Below are 17,417 nucleotides of genomic sequence, written 5' to 3' on the forward strand. Positions count from 1 at the left end.
CACATAATGTCTTCTTCAAAACCCAAACGACGGCTGCGCATTCTCCCTTCGCTCGCGTCATTCATTTGCTGGTGCGGATCGCTCGGCGCATTGGTCTTCTGTTCGCTCGGTATCTCTGCTTTCGTCGCGCCGGACTTCTGGTTCACTGACAACATGAGCTTCTTTTTGAGGCAGTTTCTTGCCGGCGGACTTGCGGGATGCGCTGCCGGTGCGCTTGGACTGATGCTGCCTCACAGGCTTGTCTGGCTCTACAGGTCGGCGTTCGGCCTTGCCTTTGTCGCTTTCGCGATCCTGACTATCGCAACCGTAACCCGCACCCTGGAAAACACGGCTGCGATCGAGGATCAGGGCCCGGATGGACGCGTCCTGAAAATCGCCTCGATCAACATTGAAGGCATGTTCCTGGGCGACAAGAGACTGACGAGCTTCCTGGAGCGGGAAAATCCCGACATAGTCGTTTTTCAGGAAGTGTTGTGGTGGCTCCAGCAGCGCCGCTGGAAACGTCTTGAGCTTCCCGTGGGAAGCCGGGGCGAAAACGGTTTTCCGGAACACCTGGCCGTCGGCGCGGACGAGAACCTCGTTGTCTACTCGAAACTTCCCATTCTGGAGACCAGATCGAAAATCGTGCCTGGAGACCTGCACGAGGGCGCCAGCGTGATCCACCAGGCCGACCGGGAACTCCTTGAAGCGACACTGGACACGGGAGCCCGGCCCCTGAACCTGATTTCCGTCCATCCCGACAGTCCAAGAAACGAAATCAGATGGCAAAACAAGAGGCGGTACTTTGAAGAGGCCGATAGAACCATCCGTGGTCTTCAGGACGAAAACGACGATCCGCTGCTCGTAATCGGGGACTGGAACAGCGCGCCCTGGTCCGCGCGCTTTCAAAGAACGCTGTTTGAAAACGAACTGCGGACCGCCTATCCCGGCGGTTGGCCAAGAACGACGCGGTTCTTCTTCGACTACCGCCTCTACTGGATCCTGGGGTCTCCCGTCGACCAGTTCGCCGTCTCGAAAGACGTCAAGGTTCTGAATGTATCGACAGGACCCAACATCGGCTCCGATCATCTGCCGCTCATTGTGGAGATCGAACTGCCTGCGAAGAACTGATCCCGGCTATTCCCTGTGACTTCAGGGCAAAAGTGTTTGAGGCTGCCGCGCAGATTGGGAACACTGCGGAGATCTTCAATCCGATTCTCCGACGATCAGAATGGCCAAGCTCTATTTCAACTATTCCTCCATGAATGCCGGCAAATCCACCGTGCTGCTGCAGGCTGCCTATAACTACGAAGAGCGCGGCATGAATGCCCTGCTCATGATCGCCGCCTTCGACGACCGGGGTGGCAAGGGACGGATCGCGTCCCGCATCGGTCTGGCGGCGGATGCCGACATCTTCACCGCCGAGGACAACGTTTTCCGGCATGTTGAAAAGGTGAACGAAAAAACCCCGGTCGACGCCGTTCTGGTCGACGAGGCACAGTTTCTGACCGAAGAGCAGGTCTGGCAACTGGCCGGCCTCGCGGACCAAATGGGCATTCCGGTGATGTGTTTCGGGCTACGAACCGACTTCCAGGGAAAACTCTTTCCCGGCAGCGCCACTTTGCTGGCCGTGGCGGACAATCTCAAGGAGATCAAGACGATCTGCTGGTGCGGACGCAAGGCGACCATGGTTGCCCGTCTCGACGGCAATGGCCGCATTGTCGAGGAAGGTGAGCAGGTCGTGATCGGCGGCAACGAGACATATGTTTCCCTTTGCCGAAAACACTGGAGCCGCCGGGAGCTGGCGTAGTCATGGGAAATGTTCCGCGATCCGCGCTTGAGAACCGGGTTCATAAGACCGCCTGAGCCGCATCAGGCAGGTATGGCAACTTCGCACAATGACACCCTCTCAACCTCTTGATGCGACCTAAGGTGAGGCATAAAACAGATCGGGACAGGGTTCGGTCAAACGATCCGTATTTTCAAAATTCTTCGGTCTGACCGGCCGGCGAACAACAAAGACTTTCATTTAAGGGAGGAAATCCATGAAGAAGACCCTATTGTCCCTCGCGCTTGCAGCCTCGATGGGACTGGCATCCGGCTTGGCGTCAGCTGAGACGCGCATCACCTATAAATCCGCCAAGTCGACGTCGTCCTATTATCAGATGGCCGTGCAGATCGCGGAAGCCATGAAGGCAGGGTCCGATGGCGACATCATCGTCACGGTGGAGGAAAGCCAGGGCTCGGTGCAGAACGTCATGGAAGTCAGGGCCCGCGGCGGTGACTACGTCTTCACGACGCCACCGGTGCTCGTGAGACTGGCCCAGGGCGGCAAGGCCATGTTCGAGGGCAAGTCTGACCCCAAGTTCAATGACATCCGCGCGCTTTTCCCGATCCCCTCGCTCACCATGCATTTCGTCATGTCCGAAGACAGCGGCGTGACCGATTTCTCAGGCATGGAAGGCAAGACCATCCTGCTCGGCAAGGGCTCCTTCGGCGCGCGCGAAGGTGAAAAATACCTCAAGCTGTTCGGCCTTGAAGGCAAGGTGGACCTTGCCGAAGTTGAACTCTCCAATGCCGTTGCCGCGCTGAAAAACGGCCAGATCGACGGCTTCGTGACCGCCGGATCGTTCCCGGCTCCCAACGTGATCGAGGCTGCCGCGTCGACAGGCGTGAAAGTCATCTCCCTGAATGACGACCAGATCGCGCAAACCAAACGCACCCGGCTTGTCATTCCCGCCGGAACCTATGCCGGCCAGTCGGAAGACATTGTCACCACATCGCTTCCGGTCGTCGCCTACACCACCACCGCGATGGATGACGACGCGGCCTATGAGCTGACGAAGACCTTCTGGGAACAGAAGGGTGACATGGGCAATGCTGCCCCGTGGTGGAACGGTGTCGACAAGGGCCTGATGGGCAATATCACCGGCAAAATTCACCCGGGCGCCTTGCGTTACTACAAGGAAGCCGGGTTTGAACTGACCCCTGAGCAGCAGTAAACGTCCGCGCTAGCGCATTGCTTCTGCGCGCCCGCGCGCAGAAGCCTCTCCTTCCAGCCTCGCCGACCGCGCCGGTTCCTCGTGCGCTCGTTGCGTCTACCGGGAACACCGTCTTGAGACCATTGATCATCGCAGCAGCGCTCGGTCTTGTTGCGTTTCACCTTGCTTTGATCTTTTCAGGGCTCGTTCCCAACCTCGTGAGCCGTCCGCTCCATCTTGCCTTCGCGCTTCCGTGGATCCTGATCGCGGCCCGGCAGGGCCTGTTTTCAAGGGTGAGCGGCATCATCCTGAGCGTGCTCGGCGTCGGCGCGTGTCTCTGGGTGGCGCTGTCGCACAACAGGCTCTCGGACCAGTACGGGTTTCTTGAAGGCGACTTCCAGTTCGCGGTCGCCGCCCTCCTGCTTGTTGTCGTTCTGGAGGCTGCCCGGCGCGCAATCGGCTGGCCATTGCCGCTCGTGGCGCTGCTGGCCCTCCTTTACGGCCTCTTCGGCCAGCATATCCCCGGTGAATTCGGCCACTCCGGCACGCCGATTGCGAGCTTCCTTGGAACGCTGACCATTGCCGAAGGTGGCATCTGGGGCAGCCTGACCGGTGTGTCGGTCAACGTGGTTGCGATTTTTGTCATCTTCGGAGCGGTCCTGAACGCGGGCGAAGCCGGACAGGGTTTCATGAACATCGCTTCGGCGGCTGCGGGACGGCTGAAGGGCGGCGCTGCCAAGGTGTCGGTCCTTTCGTCGGCGCTGTTCGGCTCAATATCCGGTTCGGCATCGGCGAATGTCGCCTCCACCGGCGCGATCACGCTGCCGGCGATGACGCGGCTGGGCTATCCCAAGCGCCTTGCCGCCGCCGTTGAAGCCGTTGCCTCTTCCGGGGGGCAGATCATGCCGCCGTTGATGGGAGCCGGTGCCTTCGTGATGGTCGAGCTGACGGGCGTACCCTACACGTCCATCATGGCCGCGGCGCTCCTGCCCGCCATCTTGTACTTTCTCGCGGTCTGGATCGGTGTCAACGCCTATGCCAGCCACCACGATCTCGCCGGGCTTGACGCGGAAGACCAGCCCTCGGGCCGGGATGTGGTCATCACTTCCTGTTTCTTCCTGATCCCGTTCACCGTTCTGCTTGTCGGCATGTTCTGGATCCGGTTTACACCGCAATACTCCGCGTCGATGGCAATCCTCGCCAGTTTTCTGCTCCTGTTTTTCAACGCAAGGGGGCTCGGAACCCTGAAGGAAAGCCTGGCCCGGATTGAACGTGCCCTGGTCAATTCGGCGCGCCAGGTGTCGATGATCGCCGCCATCATCGTCTGTGCGTCGATCATCATAGGCGTTTTGTCGATCACCGGTCTCGGCGTGAAGATCACCTCGCTGATCCTTTCCGGGTCCGGCGGCCTTCTGTGGCCGTCCCTGTTCCTCACGGCACTCGCCTGCATGGTACTCGGAATGGAAGTCCCGACGACCGCAGCCTATGTGATCTGCGTGTCTGTGGCAGGCCCTGCCCTCATTCAACTGGGCCTGGAACCTTTGCAGGCGCACCTGTTTGTCTTCTGGTTCGCCCTGCTCTCGACAATTACACCGCCCGTTTGCGGCGCGGTCTTCATCGCCGCAGGCATGATCAACGAAAACTGGCTGAAGGTCGCGCTCACTGCGATGGCGCTTGGTATCGGCCTCTACATCATTCCGCTCGCCATGATCGCAAACCCGGCGCTCATCCGCCTTGAGGGCAATCCGCTCGGTGCGCTGCTGGCCGCTGTTCAGATCGGACTGGGGCTGTCCCTGATCTCCTACGCCATCATCGGCTTCCGGAACCCCGTGTATCGATTGCTCGCAGGAGGTGCCGGTCTGGCGATCATCTTCGGCTCCTTGTTCGTAACCTGAACCCGCTGCCCTCGTAACTTTCCGCGCTGCGTGATCTCTGACTGAGGCCTTGAGGCGGACAGCCGGCAGTCCGAGCATGACGAAATCGTAAACCTGTCCCTCTTGAAGCCCCTTGTTACTGCCCCTAAAAGGGAACAAACAGTAAGGAGTGGGCGTTATGCTCGGCAAAATGTTCAAATCCCTTTTCGGATCGTCCGAAGGGGGCCAGGCCAAGAGCTCTGCAAAAGCCACCATCGTTGACCACGAGGGCTTTCAGATCATCGCTGAGCCGCAATCCTCAGGTGGCCAGTGGCAGGTCGCGGGCCGGATCGAAAAGCAGGTCGGCGAAGAGACCAAATCGCACCGGTTCATACGCGCCGACGTGATGCCGGGAGAAGCGGACGCCGCCAACGAGATGATCCGCAAGGCGAAAATGATGATCGATCAGCAGGGTGAGCGAATATTCGATTGAGGCGAACGGCGCTGAGATGTTAAGCGAAGGCAAAGCACGATCCAGATTTGCCTGAAACAGCTGAGCGGCCCCGAACCAATGCGGACCGGACCGGCGTCCCGCACTGTCCCCGAATTGAAAGCAGACATGAAACGTAACGTAGCCCTAAGCCTGCCCAACCTTTTGACCTATGGGCGCATTCTGGCTGTGCCGGCAGTCGCGTTCTGTTTCTATTTCGAAGGAACGACCCCGCGCTGGATTGCGCTCGGCATTTTCATCGTGGCGGCGATCACCGATTTCTTCGACGGCTATCTCGCCCGCGCCTGGCAACAGCAATCAGCCCTCGGGCGGATGCTCGATCCGATTGCCGACAAGCTGCTCGTCTCCGTCTCGCTTCTGATGCTGGCCGCCGATGGCACGATCGGGGGCTGGTCGCTTGTTGCCGCGATCATCATCTTGTGCCGAGAAATCCTGGTTTCGGGCCTGAGAGAGTTTCTGGCCGAGTTGCAGGTCAGCGTTCCGGTGACCAAACTTGCCAAGTGGAAAACCACGGTCCAGCTGGTTGCCATCGCGGTGCTGCTTGCCGGACCTGCCGGTGACACGATCTTTCCATACACGACCCTGACGGGACTGACCGCACTTTGGATCGCCGCCGTTCTTACCCTATATACGGGTTACGACTATTTCCGCGCCGGCATCGGTCATCTCATCACGGAGTAGGCCAGTTGTTTCCGTAGCCGTAAGGGCAGTTCAGTAAGAGGTCTCATGAACATTCGCTATTTTGCCTGGGTACGTGAACGCGTTGGCAAGGAAGAAGAAACTCTGGAACTTCCGGCCGACGTGAAAACGGTTGCCGACCTGATTTCGCACCTCAAGGGGCTCGACGACTATCACGCCGCCGCCTTCGAGGAAGAAGACGCGATACGCGTGGCGCTTGATCAGGAACATGTGGAGGCGGACGCCGAACTCGGAAGCGCTCGCGAAGTTGCCTTCTTCCCTCCCATGACAGGTGGATAAGGATGCCGGTCAAGCCCAGGATCGTGGTTCAGGCGGACGATTTCAGCGCCCAGGACGAAGCCCGCTTGCTCACCGAAGGCCGCAAGGACGTTGGAGCGCTGGTGACATTCACCGGGCTTTGCCGCGACGAAGCCGGTACATTGAGCGCGCTTGAACTGGAACACTATCCGGGCATGGCGGAAGCCGAACTGACCCGCATTGCCGAACAGGCGATCGAACGCTGGCCCTTGACCGGCCTGACTGTGATTCACCGTTTCGGAAAGATACCGCCCGGCGAAAACATCGTTCTGGTGATTGCGGCCTCGTCCCACCGCCGCGCAGCCTTCGAGGCAGCCGATTTTCTCATGGACTATCTCAAGACGCGCGCCCCGTTCTGGAAAAAGGAACACCTCGTTACCGGTGGTGAAAGCGAATGGGTTGAAGCCAGGGATTGTGACGACAAGGACGCCGCACGCTGGACCTGAGCGTTCCAACCGCATAGACTGGGGTTCTCTCAGTCCGTCAGCAGCCCCGCAACTTTTTTCCGCGGCGGCCTCCAAGCGGCCTAAATCTTTGAACTGGTTCCGATACAGTGAAACACGACATCGAGCATTCCGATGCTGCCGTTGCCGACTCGTCCGCAGGCGTTCCCCGGACCGCTGGCGAAGTCCTGCGTGAACCCGGCATCCCGTTCACGGAATTTGTCGCGATCATTGCGATGATCATGGCGCTCAACGCCATGGCGATTGATGTCATGCTGCCGGCCCTGCCCGCGATCGGCGATGCGCTGAACATCATCGAGGAAAACAATCGCCAACTCATTCTGACGATGTATCTCGCCGGTTTTGGCGGGGCTCAATTGTTCTTCGGCCCGCTCACCGACGCCCTGGGCCGCCGGAAGGTGCTCATAGGCGGGCTCACGCTTTACAGCCTTGCGAGCGTCTGGGCGATTTTTGCAGCGGACCTGGATACGCTTCTGGTCGCACGCGTGCTCCAGGGGGTCGGCTGCGCCGGAGCCCGCGTGGCCGCGCTTTCGGTGGTGCGGGACTGCTACACCGGGCGCAGCATGGGCAAGGTCATGTCGCTGGTCATGATGGTCTTCATGGCGGTTCCGGTCATAGCGCCGTCGGTTGGCCAGGTGGTTCTGCTGATGGCCGGCTGGCACTGGATCTTCGCGTTTTTGCTGTTTTCCGGTTTGGCGGTTCTGGCATGGTCGATGCTGCGCATGCCCGAAACGCTGGCCCCTGACCGCCGCCGCCCGATCGAGTTGTCGGCAATCGTCAACGCCTACGGGACGGCAGTCACGACGCGCGTTTGTGTCGGCTACGCGGTCGCGACCGCGTTCGTCTTCGCCGGTTTGTTTGCATTTCTTGCCATGTCACAGCAGATCTTCGTCGACATCTTCGATCTGGGACACCTGTTTCCGGTGGTTTTTGCATCGATCGCGATCGCGATGGCGATTTCCTCCTTCACCAACGCACAACTGGTCGAAGCGATGGGGCTGCGCCGCCTGTCGCACGCCGCGCTTCTTGTCTACACGGTCTTCGGTTTCCTGATCTTCGCCGTTTCCGCCCTTGGCCTGGAGAGCCTCGCGTCGTTCTTCATTCTGACAACGATCGTCATGATGTGCTTCGGCTTCGTTGGAGCCAACTTCAATGCCATGGCCATGGAACCGCTCGGCAAGATCGCCGGAACGGCAGCATCCGTGATCGGTTTCATCACGACACTTGGCGGCGCTCTCTTGGGACACTTCATGGGACAGCTGTTCGACGGCACCACCGAACCGCTCGGGCTGGCTTTCGCGATTTATGGACTGGCGGCGATCGCCTGCGTCCTGTTTGCCGAAAAGGGCCGCCTGTTCAACGCCCTGCATGACGGCAGAAAATGAAAAAGGCGGGCTGATCGGCCCGCCTCGTGGATCTGCTAACATTCGGAACTGATCAGCCGGCTGCCGCCTGCAGCGCCGGAGCATCGGGTCTGACGGCAGCATCATAGTCCTTCATCAGTGTCTCGATGATTTCACCGACTTCGAATGTCGTGCCGGCAATTTCCGAAACCGGTGTGACTTCCGCTGCCGTTCCTGTGACAAAGCACTGTTCGAACCCGGGGATTTCCTCAGGCATGATTACACGCTCGACCACTTCGAGACCGCGGGCCCTTGCCAGATCGATCACGGTGCGGCGGGTGATACCGTCCAGGAAACAGTCCGGGACCGGCGTGTGGATCGTGCCGTCCTTGATGAAGAACACGTTCGCACCGGTACATTCCGCAACCTGTCCCCGCCAGTCCAGCATCAGGGCGTCCGTGTAGCCTTTGGCTTCGGCTGCGTGTTTCGACACCGTGCAGATCATGTAGAGGCCCGCGGCTTTTGCCTTGAAAGGTGCCGTTGCCGGATCGGGCCGACGATACTGGGCCATGTCCAGGCGAATGCCCTTGAGCCGTTCCTCGGGTTTGAAATAGCTCGGCCATTCCCAGGCCGCGATGGCGAGATGGATCGTGTTGTTCTGCGCGGAGATACCCATCATCTCGCTGCCGCGCCAGGCAACAGGACGGATATAGGCATCGGTGAGTTTCATGCGCGCCAGGGTCGCTTCCTTGGCCTCATTGATCTGCTCGGCCGTCCAGGGAATCTCAAAACCGAGGGTACGCGCGGACTCCAGCAGGCGCTCGGTGTGTTCTTCAGACTTGAAGATCCGCCCGCCGTAGGCTCTCTCCCCCTCAAAGACACTGCTGCCGTAGTGCAGACCATGACTGAGGATGTGGAGTTTTGCATCCGACCATGGCACGAACTCGCCATCATACCAGATGTCACCACTGAGCTGATCAAAAGGCGCTCCCGCCATGTTTCTTCTCCCGCCCGCTCAAAGAGCGATTATTGATTTCTTTCAACAGACACGAGTAACGCCAGAGACTTGCGCCTGTTTTGCTGCTGTATCTTTTGCACAGCACGCGAACTATCGGTATCCTGATGACCGCAGCGGCGTTGAACGGATTCGGTTGTCGACGGATGCCCAAAAATGCATCTTTGAGACCGATCATTTCGCGCGCGGCTGCTGACAAGTAACAATCGACCAGAATTATGTCAATATGACTGACGTAAATTTCAAAACTGCCCTTTCCGCCGCTTTGCAAGACCGGGCTGGTGCCCTGTCCGATCCGGCTCAGCAACCGGCTGAAGACACTTTGCCCTACGACCTGATTGAACTTCTGTTCTTTGCCTACAAGGATTTTACCGGCGATCCGGACGACGTTCTGGCCAAGTTCGAATTTGGCCGGGCACATCACCGCGTGCTGCATTTCGTCGAACGCAACCCCGGCATCATGGTGACGGATCTTCTCGGTATCCTGCGCATCACCAAGCAAAGTCTCGGCCGGGTTCTGAAGCAGCTTGTCGACGCGGGCATCATCGAGCAGCGCGAAGGGATGAACGATCGCCGCCAGCGTCTGCTTTACACGACCGATCGCGGCCACACGCTCGCGGAAAAACTCGCCCGGTTGCAGCAGGAGCGCCTTGAACGCGCCCTAATTGGATTGCCTGATGGCAGCGAGGAAATCGTGCGGCGGTTTCTGCTGCAGATGATCGATCCCGACGCCCATGCAGACATTCTGAAACTTGTCAGAAGCCCTTTTCATCTCAAGGACTGAACGCCGCCGATAGCAGAGGGAACAGCTGCCGACATGAAAGCCCATGTGCCCGACGACAACGCCAATCACATCCTTCTCGTCGATGACGACAAGCGCATCCGGGATCTGCTTTCCAGGCTGCTGAAAGAGAACGGCTACCGCGTCTCGACGGCTGCCAATTCCGCCGAGGCAAGAAAGTGCCTGTCCGGGCTGGAGTTCGACCTGATCATACTCGATGTGATGATGCCCGGAGAGACCGGCCTGGAGCTGGCAGCCTCGCTGCGGGAAGACTCCGAAGTGCCTATCTTGATGCTGACGGCGAGATCGGAAGCAACCGACAGGATCGCGGGTCTGGAAGCAGGTGTTGACGATTATCTTCCCAAGCCCTTCGAACCGCGCGAGCTCATGCTGCGGATGGCTGCCATTCTCAGGCGCGGCAACAGCCAGCCCGTCATCGTGAGCGAGGAAATCCGGTTTGGCCCGTTTTCCTTCAACAGTTCCCGCGGTGAACTCAAGAATGGCGATGCAATCGTCCGGCTGACGGATCGTGAAAAACAGATCCTGTCGATTTTTGCGGAACAGCCCGGCGCCACGGTTCCGCGCCACAAGATCGTTGGTGGCGAAAGCGGACTTGGCGAACGCACCGTGGATGTTCAGATAAACAGACTGCGGCGCAAGCTGGAAACGGACCCGGGCAATCCGATCTATCTGCAGACCGTGCGCGGCATCGGCTACCGTCTGGCCTGCGATTGAACGGGTCCCAATGGCCAACACAGAAGTCCTGTTCCAGAAAATAACGAAGTCGGCTTTTTTCAGACCGTTTCTGCGTGCCTACAGGTCTGTCTCCCGTCTCTTGTACCGGCTCATGCCGAAGGGCCTGTATACGCGGACATTTCTGATCATCGTCGCCCCGATCGTCATCTTGCAGTCGGTCCTGGTATTCGTGTTTATGGAGCGGCACTACCAGTTGGTGTCGCGACGCATGTCGGAAGCGGTTGTCCGCGAGATCGCCGCGATCGTATATGTTCTGGAGAATTATCCGCAGGACGCCAATCACGCGAAAATCGAACAGCTCGCGTCGAGCGCGCTCGGCATGTCAACGACAATTCTGCCGCTCGAACCCTTGCCGCCGCCTGCACCCAAACCGTTTTTCGACGTCATCGACAAGGAACTCAGCCTGGCGATCAGCCAGAAAATCAGAAAGCCTTTCTGGATCGACACGGTTGGCCGCTCGCGATTTGTGGAAATTCGCATTCAGCTCGAGGATTCGATCCTGCGCGTCTTTACGCGCCGCAGCCAGACCTTCGCATCGAACTCGCACATCTTCCTGGTCTGGATGTTTTCCACCTCCCTTGTCCTTCTGATCATCGCGTTGCTGTTCCTCAGGAACCAGATCAGGCCGATCATTCGGCTGGCCGACGCGTCGGAAGCGTTCGGCAAGGGCCGCCCGGTTGAGAATTTCCGCGCCAGCGGTGCGCGCGAGGTCCGCCGCGCCAGCGTTGCCTTCATCGACATGCGGCGGCGCATCGAACGGCAGATTGAGCAGCGCACCACGATGCTGGCCGGCGTCAGCCATGATCTGAGAACCATCCTGACCCGTCTCAGGCTGCAGCTCGCCTTCCTGTCTGAATCGCCGGAAAGCGAGGCCATGCGCAAGGATGTCGACGAGATGAGCCACATGCTCGAAGACTATCTCGCCTTCGCAAGCGGCGATGGCGACGAGGAAGCACAGACAACGGATATCAGCCTCCTGCTGGAAGAGCTTGAGGAAGAGGCCGAAATCTCCGGACTTCACGTGACCACCCGTTTCGAGGGGCCGACGGATGCGCAGGTCAAACGGCTATCCCTGAAGAGGTGCCTGTCCAACCTGGTAACCAATGGCTGCAAATATGGAAACAGGGTCGAAGTCACCGGCTCGATCGAAAGGGACTGGCTGACGATCGTGGTCGACGACGATGGACCCGGCATTCCGGACGAAGACCGCGAACTTGCATTTCGCGCCTTTCATCGCCTCGACCTCGCCAGGAACCAGGACGAGTCGGGCAGCGGCCTTGGCCTTGCCATTGCGCGGGACGTCGCCCGGTCCCATGGAGGGGACCTTTACCTGGAAGACAGTCCGCTCGGCGGCCTGAGGGCAAGGCTCAGGATTCCCGCCTGACGGCACAGCCTCCAGTGTTCAATAGAGCCGTCCTCCGATCGGAACATCCTTGCCGGGCGTCAGCAGAACAACCTCGCCTTCCTCGTCCGGAACACCGAGGGTCAGGACTTCCGACATGACCGGCCCGATCTGGCGCGGCGGAAAATTGACGACCGCCATGACAAGTTTTCCGACAAGCGTTTCCGGGGTGTAGTGCTTCGTGATCTGGGCCGAGGTTTTCTTGATGCCGATTTCCGGACCGAAATCGATCTTCATCTTGTAGGCAGGCTTGCGTGCTTCGGGAAACTCTTCCGCTTCAACGACCCGGCCAACCCGGACATCCACTTTCAGAAAGTCGTCGAAACTGATTTCGTTGCTCATGGTCTACCCCTCTTTTCCCGGGCGACCATGACCGGTGGCGGCGTCTGCTGCAAGCGGAAATCGCGTCAGGCGCCGACTGGCTCCTCGCCGGAATACCCCGTCTCGTGATCGGCGTCATCTTCCCCGCGTCCGCGCCGTCTGCGCCGGCCCGAGGACGCCTTTTTGAGAAAGGAACGCATGCCCTTGGCAATCCCCTCGATCCCGTTCAGGCGTTTCATGAACTGAGTGCCGTTGTCCAGTTCCCTGTCCAGCCGCGCCATGGTCCGGGGCATGCCTTCATCGTCTTCGTCCAGCCAGACCCTGACGACACGCGCAAAAGCAACCGACAATCCCTGTGCGACGATACCAGCCTTCAGTCCGGATATATCGATCCCGGCTGCAATCAGCATCCATTTCTGCGAACGCATTTCCAGACGGTTGAACTCCAGCGCAAGCGATGGATCCTTGCGCGCTGCCCTGTGAAGGGCTCTGACCGCGTCCTTGTTGGCCTCCAGCGCATCTATCCGTGACATGAGGACATCGAACAGGCGATCGCGCGGAGGCTGGTCGTGCATGTCCTCGTCGCGTTCATCCAGCACCGCCTTGTCGACACTTTCGGCAAAAGCCGCGACAAGATCCAGTTTCGATCCGAATGCGCTGCGCATCTCCGAGAGTTTGACCTTGGCCTTGTCCGCGATCAGCGGCAACGAGACATCTTCATAGTCATGTTCTGAAAGGAGGTCGAGAAATGTCTGGAGGATCTTCTGCTTCGTCTTGGCGGTCGTCATGGAGCAATCTCCCTTGGCTCTTGCCGACAAAGATAGGAGATGGAAGTCACGCCGAAAAGGGTGGCGCACTGCCGCAGTTCAGGAATTTGCGTGCAGACGCGCCCGTTTAGGCCGCACTGGTTCCTGTGTGACACGAAAAACAACGTTGCGGTTTCACCTCTCAGCCGGCGAGTTCGCGGGCCCGCTTCACGGCAGCCGCAACGGCTTCGGTAAGAACAGGCTGAAGCCCCTCGTCATGCATGAGAACATCGAGCGCCGCTGCCGTTGTTCCGTTCGGGCTGGTCACGTTCTGACGCAGAACGGATGGGTGCTCACCTGACTGATGCAGCAGTTCCCCCGCGCCGCTGACGGTCGCGACCGCCAGTTCATGGGCGATCTCTTCCGGCAGTCCGGCATCCTGGCCTGCCTTGCTGAGCGCTTCCGCGAGATAAAAGACATAGGCGGGTCCTGATCCGCTGACACCTGTCACCAGATCGATCTGGTCTTCGCCGTCGAGCCAGACAACCTTGCCGACGGCCGACAGCAGGTTTGCAACGGCTTCCTTCTGGCCTTCGCTGACCAGTTCGGTCGGATAGACAGCCGTTATGCCGCGTTTGACCATTGCCGGCGTGTTCGGCATGCAGCGGCAGACCGGAACATCTCCAAAGACCGACAGGAACTTTGAAACAGGCGTTCCCGCAGCGACCGACATGACCAGCGTGTCGGGAAGAACCGCAGGCTTTATTCCCGGCAGTACCGTGTCCATCATTTGAGGTTTGATCGCGACAAGGACAATGCCCGCCTTGAGATCGTCCGGGACCGCCGTCACGTGCCGGATGCCGTGCCGGGTCAGCAACTGATCCATCTCGTCAGACAGACCCGGATCACAAACGACGATGGCAGAAGGGTCGATCCCTTCCGCCATCCATCCGGACAACATGGCCCCGCCCATCTTGCCGGCGCCGACAAGAAGAAAAGGGCGCTGTTTCGAAAAAATCATGCTTCTCCTGCGGTCTCGAACAAGGCCGAGTTCATCGCCTCGGTGGCCGAATGCCCGGCCCAGACGACAAACTGGAAGGCCTGATAAAATCGCTCGCAATTCTCCAGCGCGTTGGTCAGCATGCCTTCGATCTGCGCGGACGACGCCTCGGCACCTCCACTCAGAAGCAACGACTGTCTGAACATGATCACGTTTTCTTTGTGCCAGAGGTCGAAATGCCCCATCCAGAGCTGTTCATTGACGAGCGCCAGCAGCCGCAGGACTTCCGTCTTGCGCGGTTCGGTCACCTTGAGGTCGAACGCGCAGGCCAGATGCAGGGCTTCCACCTCTTCCATCCAGGAAAAAGAGACGTGGTAATCACACCAACTGCCTCCAAGGGAGATTGTGATTTCGTCATCGTCCGAGCGCTCGAACGCCCAGTCGTTAAGCGCGGCAACGGTTTCGATGGTATCAACGGGATTGCCAGGTCGCTCGAATTCGATCTCGATGAGGCTCATTTGCCTACTCCCCTTCCGAGCCGGAGGCCGGGAACCCGATCAGGATAACCGGGCGGGCCGCCGGGAAAAGTCCCATGCCTGAGGAGCAAAACGCGTCCTTTTGTGGCCCGTAACGATCGAACCGGTTCCGTCTTGCTCCGACGAATCCCTGTTGCTTCGAGTATAGGATCAGGAATGATTTAATGGATACACACCAAACCGGATCAAAAAGCTGAAACTTGTGGAAGAATTTGGAGAAATTCTGATCAACCTGCCCAAAATCTCTGCATTCCCGCCAACTTTTTTGGTCGCAATTCTGTCATCAACAATTAACAGAAACTGCTCACTTCGGCGTCAATCAGCCTGATCAGGCGTCTCCGCTTTCCGCCGTGTCGCCGCCTTCCAGTTTGGCCAGCCGTGATTCGAGTTCCTCGATCCGGTCGAGTGCACGCACCGCCATGTCCTTCACGGCCTCATGTTCTTCGCGCGAAACCATGTCCATATCCGACAGGAAACGCTCGGCCTGCGCCCGGAAAGCGGTCTCCACCTCGCGCCGTGCGCCCTGGGCGACACCTGCGGCATCCGTCATCAGTTTGGCAAAATCATCGAGAAGGCGGTTCGGACCTTGGGTCATCAGACCCTCCTTGTACAAAAGAAGTTCAACACCAAACAGGTATGGGTGAAACGTGGCAAGTTCAAGCTCCATTTCCGTCGCACCGGATTGTGCGGGCCGGCCACCACGCTTGACGGCGCGGAAAAGATAGCGCAAGCGTTTGCCCGAATTTACGAGTGCGACAAGCTGCCAGGAAGGACCTCACGTGCCAGCTGTTTTCGTCCTGCCGTTTCCGGCAATTGATCCGGTGATCATCGAAGTCGGCCCCTTCGCGCTCCGCTGGTACGCACTGGCCTATATTGTCGGCATCCTTCTCGCATGGCGCTACATGCGCGGCCTCGTCCTGAATGACCGGCTCTGGAGTGGCGCAAAGCGGCCCTCACCTGCGGAACTCGACGATTTTGTCCTCTGGGGAACGCTCGGCATCATCATAGGCGGACGCCTTGGTTACGTGCTGTTCTACAATCCGGCCTATTATCTTGCCAATCCGGGTGAGGCGCTCGCGATCTGGTCCGGCGGCATGTCCTTCCACGGCGGCTTTGCCGGCACTGTCATCGCCATGATCCTGTTCGCCTGGCGCAGGGGATTGCCCATCTGGACGCTGTTCGACCTTGCCGGCTGTGCGGCTCCGATCGGTCTTTTTTTCGGCCGCATGGCCAACTTCATAAATGCCGAACTGTGGGGACGGCCCACAGATGTGCCCTGGGCCATGGTTTTTCCCGGAGCGGGGCCGGAACCGCGGCATCCGAGCCAGCTTTACGAGGCCGCGCTCGAAGGCGTGGTTCTGTTCTTTGTCCTTCGGCTCCTGAGCCATCGGTTTGAATTGCTGAAAAAACCCGGTTTTCTCGCCGGCGCATTCGCCTTCGGCTACGGCATAGGCCGCTCGATCGCGGAATTCTACCGGGTGCCAGACGCACACATCGGTTACCTCTCAGGCTTCCTGACGATGGGGATTCTGCTGTCGCTGCCGATGATACTCGCCGGACTTGCCCTCATGATCTGGGCTGCACGCCGACCATCAGGGACCGCGGCGGCTTGACCGGCCTGAAGGAAAAGATCCGGGCCGCCATCGCCAATGATGGCCCCATGCCGGTGGCGCAGTACATGGCCATCTGTCTCGGAGACCCGGAACTGGGCTATTATACAACGCGGGAACCCTTTGGCAGCCGGGGCGACTTCGTCACCGCTCCGGAAATCAGCCAGATGTTCGGTGAACTTGTCGGTGCCGCCTGTGTTTCTGCCTTCGACCGTCTCGGGCATCCGGAGGCCTTCCATCTGGTGGAGCTGGGTCCGGGGCGCGGAACCCTGATGGCCGATTTGTTGCGGGCAGCGTCACTGCGCCCGGGCTTTGTTGCGGCGGCCCGTCTGCATCTGGTGGAGACGAGCCCGCGTCTCAGACAGATCCAGGAAAGAACGCTGGCCGGAGCACCTCTGACAGCAGCCTTCCATGACACGTTCGACACCATCCCGGACGGACCTGTTCTTGTCGTCGCGAATGAGTTTTTCGACGCGCTGCCGATACACCAGTTCGTCAAAACTCCCGGCGGCTGGCACGAACGCGTCGTGGGGCTGGATGCGGACGGCGAGCTCGCATTCGGCGCCGGCGCCGCGCGTATCACGTACGGTGACATACCTGACGAATTCATGAACGCTTCGACCGGATCGGTATTCGAGACACAACCAGCCGCCAATGCGATCGCCGAGAGACTGGGACAAAGGCTCGCGCGCGATGGTGGCGCGGCGATCATTTTCGACTACGGCTATCTGAAATCGGCGACCGGCGACACGTTGCAGGCGCTCTACCGGCACGCATATGATGATGTTCTGGCACATCCCGGAGAGGCCGACCTGACGGCCCACGTGAACTTTGAAGCCCTGGCGGGCGCGGCAGTTCACGGCGGCGCGGCTTCGCATGCTGTGCTGACCCAGGGCGACTTCCTGCTGCAGTCGGGTCTTCTGGAGCGGGCAGGATCACTTGGTGCGGGAAAGACGCACAAGGACCAGGAAGCCATTCGCGACGCGGTCGAGCGCCTCGCAGCCCCCGGTCAGATGGGGGACCTGTTCAAGGTTCTGGCCCTTGCAAGCACATCCGCACCCTTTCCACCATTTGACAGCGCCTCATGAAGCAACCAAGGATCACAGGTCGGGAACGAATCGAA

General features: G+C 59.4%; 20 protein-coding genes. 14 read left to right on the forward strand and 6 right to left on the reverse strand.

The genetic code is table 11. The features are described 5' to 3' along the window. The first annotated feature begins 6 nt into the window (after positions 1 to 6). From RBB49_RS03950 to RBB49_RS03990, 9 genes are all read left to right on the forward strand, one after another. On the forward strand, positions 7 to 1,110 hold the full coding sequence (locus RBB49_RS03950; RefSeq protein WP_306141386.1) for an endonuclease/exonuclease/phosphatase family protein: 1,104 nt from the start codon (positions 7 to 9) through the stop codon (positions 1,108 to 1,110). 100 nt (positions 1,111 to 1,210) lie between these two features. Continuing rightward, positions 1,211 to 1,789 carry a thymidine kinase gene (locus RBB49_RS03955; protein ID WP_306141387.1) on the forward strand — a complete coding sequence of 193 codons (579 nt, stop codon included), beginning with the start codon at positions 1,211 to 1,213 and terminating at the stop codon, positions 1,787 to 1,789. Between the two features lie 235 nt (positions 1,790 to 2,024). Further along, entirely contained in the window at positions 2,025 to 2,981 is a 957-nt protein-coding gene (locus RBB49_RS03960) for a TAXI family TRAP transporter solute-binding subunit (RefSeq protein WP_306141388.1), read from the forward strand. A 113-nt stretch (positions 2,982 to 3,094) separates the two neighbouring features. Beyond that, positions 3,095 to 4,855, forward strand: a complete 1,761-nt coding sequence (locus RBB49_RS03965; protein WP_306141389.1) for a TRAP transporter fused permease subunit — start codon at positions 3,095 to 3,097, stop codon at positions 4,853 to 4,855. Positions 4,856 to 5,012: 157 nt separating this feature from the next. Then, the gene (locus RBB49_RS03970; RefSeq protein WP_306141390.1) at positions 5,013 to 5,306 is read left to right on the forward strand and encodes an HlyU family transcriptional regulator; all 294 of its coding nucleotides are present in this window, start codon (positions 5,013 to 5,015) and stop codon (positions 5,304 to 5,306) included. A gap of 126 nt (positions 5,307 to 5,432) precedes the next feature. Further along, positions 5,433 to 6,005, forward strand: coding sequence for a CDP-diacylglycerol--glycerol-3-phosphate 3-phosphatidyltransferase (gene pgsA, locus RBB49_RS03975; protein WP_306141391.1), 573 nt, complete (start codon positions 5,433 to 5,435; stop codon positions 6,003 to 6,005). A gap of 45 nt (positions 6,006 to 6,050) precedes the next feature. Further along, positions 6,051 to 6,302: a molybdopterin converting factor subunit 1 gene (moaD, locus tag RBB49_RS03980; RefSeq protein WP_306141392.1), complete on the forward strand. Its 252-nt coding sequence runs from the start codon at positions 6,051 to 6,053 to the stop codon at positions 6,300 to 6,302. 2 nt (positions 6,303 to 6,304) lie between these two features. Further along, positions 6,305 to 6,766, forward strand: coding sequence for a molybdenum cofactor biosynthesis protein MoaE (locus RBB49_RS03985; RefSeq protein ID WP_306141393.1), 462 nt, complete (start codon positions 6,305 to 6,307; stop codon positions 6,764 to 6,766). Positions 6,767 to 6,873: 107 nt separating this feature from the next. After that, positions 6,874 to 8,169 (forward strand): multidrug effflux MFS transporter, encoded by a 1,296-nt coding sequence (locus tag RBB49_RS03990; RefSeq protein WP_306141394.1) that lies wholly within the window; start codon positions 6,874 to 6,876, stop codon positions 8,167 to 8,169. Between the two features lie 52 nt (positions 8,170 to 8,221). Here the strand turns inward: RBB49_RS03990 and RBB49_RS03995 are convergent, their stop codons facing one another. After that, complete coding sequence (locus RBB49_RS03995) at positions 8,222 to 9,124, reverse strand: branched-chain amino acid aminotransferase (protein ID WP_306141395.1); 903 nt, start codon at positions 9,122 to 9,124, stop codon at positions 8,222 to 8,224. 244 nt (positions 9,125 to 9,368) lie between these two features. Between RBB49_RS03995 and RBB49_RS04000 the strand changes: the two genes are divergently transcribed. The 3 genes from RBB49_RS04000 to RBB49_RS04010 all read left to right on the forward strand — a co-directional run bounded on the left by RBB49_RS04000 (position 9,369) and on the right by RBB49_RS04010 (position 12,063). Further along, entirely contained in the window at positions 9,369 to 9,926 is a 558-nt protein-coding gene (locus RBB49_RS04000) for a MarR family winged helix-turn-helix transcriptional regulator (RefSeq protein WP_306141396.1), read from the forward strand. A 33-nt stretch (positions 9,927 to 9,959) separates the two neighbouring features. Continuing rightward, entirely contained in the window at positions 9,960 to 10,658 is a 699-nt protein-coding gene (locus RBB49_RS04005; RefSeq protein WP_306141397.1) for a response regulator, read from the forward strand. Between the two features lie 112 nt (positions 10,659 to 10,770). After that, entirely contained in the window at positions 10,771 to 12,063 is a 1,293-nt protein-coding gene (locus tag RBB49_RS04010) for an ATP-binding protein (RefSeq protein ID WP_306141836.1), read from the forward strand. Between the two features lie 18 nt (positions 12,064 to 12,081). Here RBB49_RS04010 and RBB49_RS04015 read toward each other — a convergent pair whose 3' ends face one another. The 5 genes from RBB49_RS04015 to RBB49_RS04035 all read right to left on the reverse strand — a co-directional run bounded on the left by RBB49_RS04015 (position 12,082) and on the right by RBB49_RS04035 (position 15,279). Continuing rightward, complete coding sequence (locus RBB49_RS04015) at positions 12,082 to 12,423, reverse strand: tRNA-binding protein (protein WP_306141398.1); 342 nt, start codon at positions 12,421 to 12,423, stop codon at positions 12,082 to 12,084. 65 nt (positions 12,424 to 12,488) lie between these two features. Continuing rightward, a complete protein-coding gene (locus RBB49_RS04020) occupies positions 12,489 to 13,190 on the reverse strand; it encodes a TetR/AcrR family transcriptional regulator (RefSeq protein WP_306141399.1) in 702 nt (233 codons plus the stop codon). Positions 13,191 to 13,350: 160 nt separating this feature from the next. Next, positions 13,351 to 14,169, reverse strand: a complete 819-nt coding sequence (proC, locus tag RBB49_RS04025) for a pyrroline-5-carboxylate reductase (protein ID WP_306141400.1) — start codon at positions 14,167 to 14,169, stop codon at positions 13,351 to 13,353. Then, entirely contained in the window at positions 14,166 to 14,666 is a 501-nt protein-coding gene (locus tag RBB49_RS04030; protein ID WP_306141401.1) for a YbjN domain-containing protein, read from the reverse strand. Before RBB49_RS04030 ends, proC begins: the two co-directional genes overlap by 4 nt. 346 nt (positions 14,667 to 15,012) lie before the next feature. Continuing rightward, complete coding sequence (locus RBB49_RS04035; RefSeq protein ID WP_306141837.1) at positions 15,013 to 15,279, reverse strand: accessory factor UbiK family protein; 267 nt, start codon at positions 15,277 to 15,279, stop codon at positions 15,013 to 15,015. A 184-nt stretch (positions 15,280 to 15,463) separates the two neighbouring features. Here RBB49_RS04035 and lgt point away from each other — a divergent pair, with 184 nt between their 5' ends. After that, positions 15,464 to 16,297 carry a prolipoprotein diacylglyceryl transferase gene (lgt, locus tag RBB49_RS04040; protein ID WP_306141402.1) on the forward strand — a complete coding sequence of 278 codons (834 nt, stop codon included), beginning with the start codon at positions 15,464 to 15,466 and terminating at the stop codon, positions 16,295 to 16,297. After that, complete coding sequence (locus RBB49_RS04045) at positions 16,294 to 17,382, forward strand: class I SAM-dependent methyltransferase (protein WP_306141403.1); 1,089 nt, start codon at positions 16,294 to 16,296, stop codon at positions 17,380 to 17,382. Before lgt ends, RBB49_RS04045 begins: the two co-directional genes overlap by 4 nt. Positions 17,383 to 17,417: the final 35 nt, after the last annotated feature.

The organism is Roseibium sp. MMSF_3412 (assembly GCF_030733265.1).
Classification (GTDB): domain Bacteria; phylum Pseudomonadota; class Alphaproteobacteria; order Rhizobiales; family Stappiaceae; genus Roseibium.

Coding starts and splice junctions, on each gene's coding strand:
- RBB49_RS03950 (WP_306141386.1), top strand. CDS start 7: ATGTCTTCTTCAAAACCCAAACGACGGCTGCGCATTCTCCCTTCGCTC.
- RBB49_RS03955 (WP_306141387.1), top strand. CDS start 1,211: ATGGCCAAGCTCTATTTCAACTATTCCTCCATGAATGCCGGCAAATCC.
- RBB49_RS03960 (WP_306141388.1), top strand. CDS start 2,025: ATGAAGAAGACCCTATTGTCCCTCGCGCTTGCAGCCTCGATGGGACTG.
- RBB49_RS03970 (WP_306141390.1), top strand. CDS start 5,013: ATGCTCGGCAAAATGTTCAAATCCCTTTTCGGATCGTCCGAAGGGGGC.
- pgsA (WP_306141391.1), top strand. CDS start 5,433: ATGAAACGTAACGTAGCCCTAAGCCTGCCCAACCTTTTGACCTATGGG.
- moaD (WP_306141392.1), top strand. CDS start 6,051: ATGAACATTCGCTATTTTGCCTGGGTACGTGAACGCGTTGGCAAGGAA.
- RBB49_RS03985 (WP_306141393.1), top strand. CDS start 6,305: ATGCCGGTCAAGCCCAGGATCGTGGTTCAGGCGGACGATTTCAGCGCC.
- RBB49_RS03995 (WP_306141395.1), bottom strand. CDS start 9,124: ATGGCGGGAGCGCCTTTTGATCAGCTCAGTGGTGACATCTGGTATGAT.
- RBB49_RS04000 (WP_306141396.1), top strand. CDS start 9,369: ATGACTGACGTAAATTTCAAAACTGCCCTTTCCGCCGCTTTGCAAGAC.
- RBB49_RS04005 (WP_306141397.1), top strand. CDS start 9,960: ATGAAAGCCCATGTGCCCGACGACAACGCCAATCACATCCTTCTCGTC.
- RBB49_RS04010 (WP_306141836.1), top strand. CDS start 10,771: ATGCCGAAGGGCCTGTATACGCGGACATTTCTGATCATCGTCGCCCCG.
- RBB49_RS04015 (WP_306141398.1), bottom strand. CDS start 12,423: ATGAGCAACGAAATCAGTTTCGACGACTTTCTGAAAGTGGATGTCCGG.
- RBB49_RS04020 (WP_306141399.1), bottom strand. CDS start 13,190: ATGACGACCGCCAAGACGAAGCAGAAGATCCTCCAGACATTTCTCGAC.
- proC (WP_306141400.1), bottom strand. CDS start 14,169: ATGATTTTTTCGAAACAGCGCCCTTTTCTTCTTGTCGGCGCCGGCAAG.
- RBB49_RS04030 (WP_306141401.1), bottom strand. CDS start 14,666: ATGAGCCTCATCGAGATCGAATTCGAGCGACCTGGCAATCCCGTTGAT.
- RBB49_RS04035 (WP_306141837.1), bottom strand. CDS start 15,279: ATGACCCAAGGTCCGAACCGCCTTCTCGATGATTTTGCCAAACTGATG.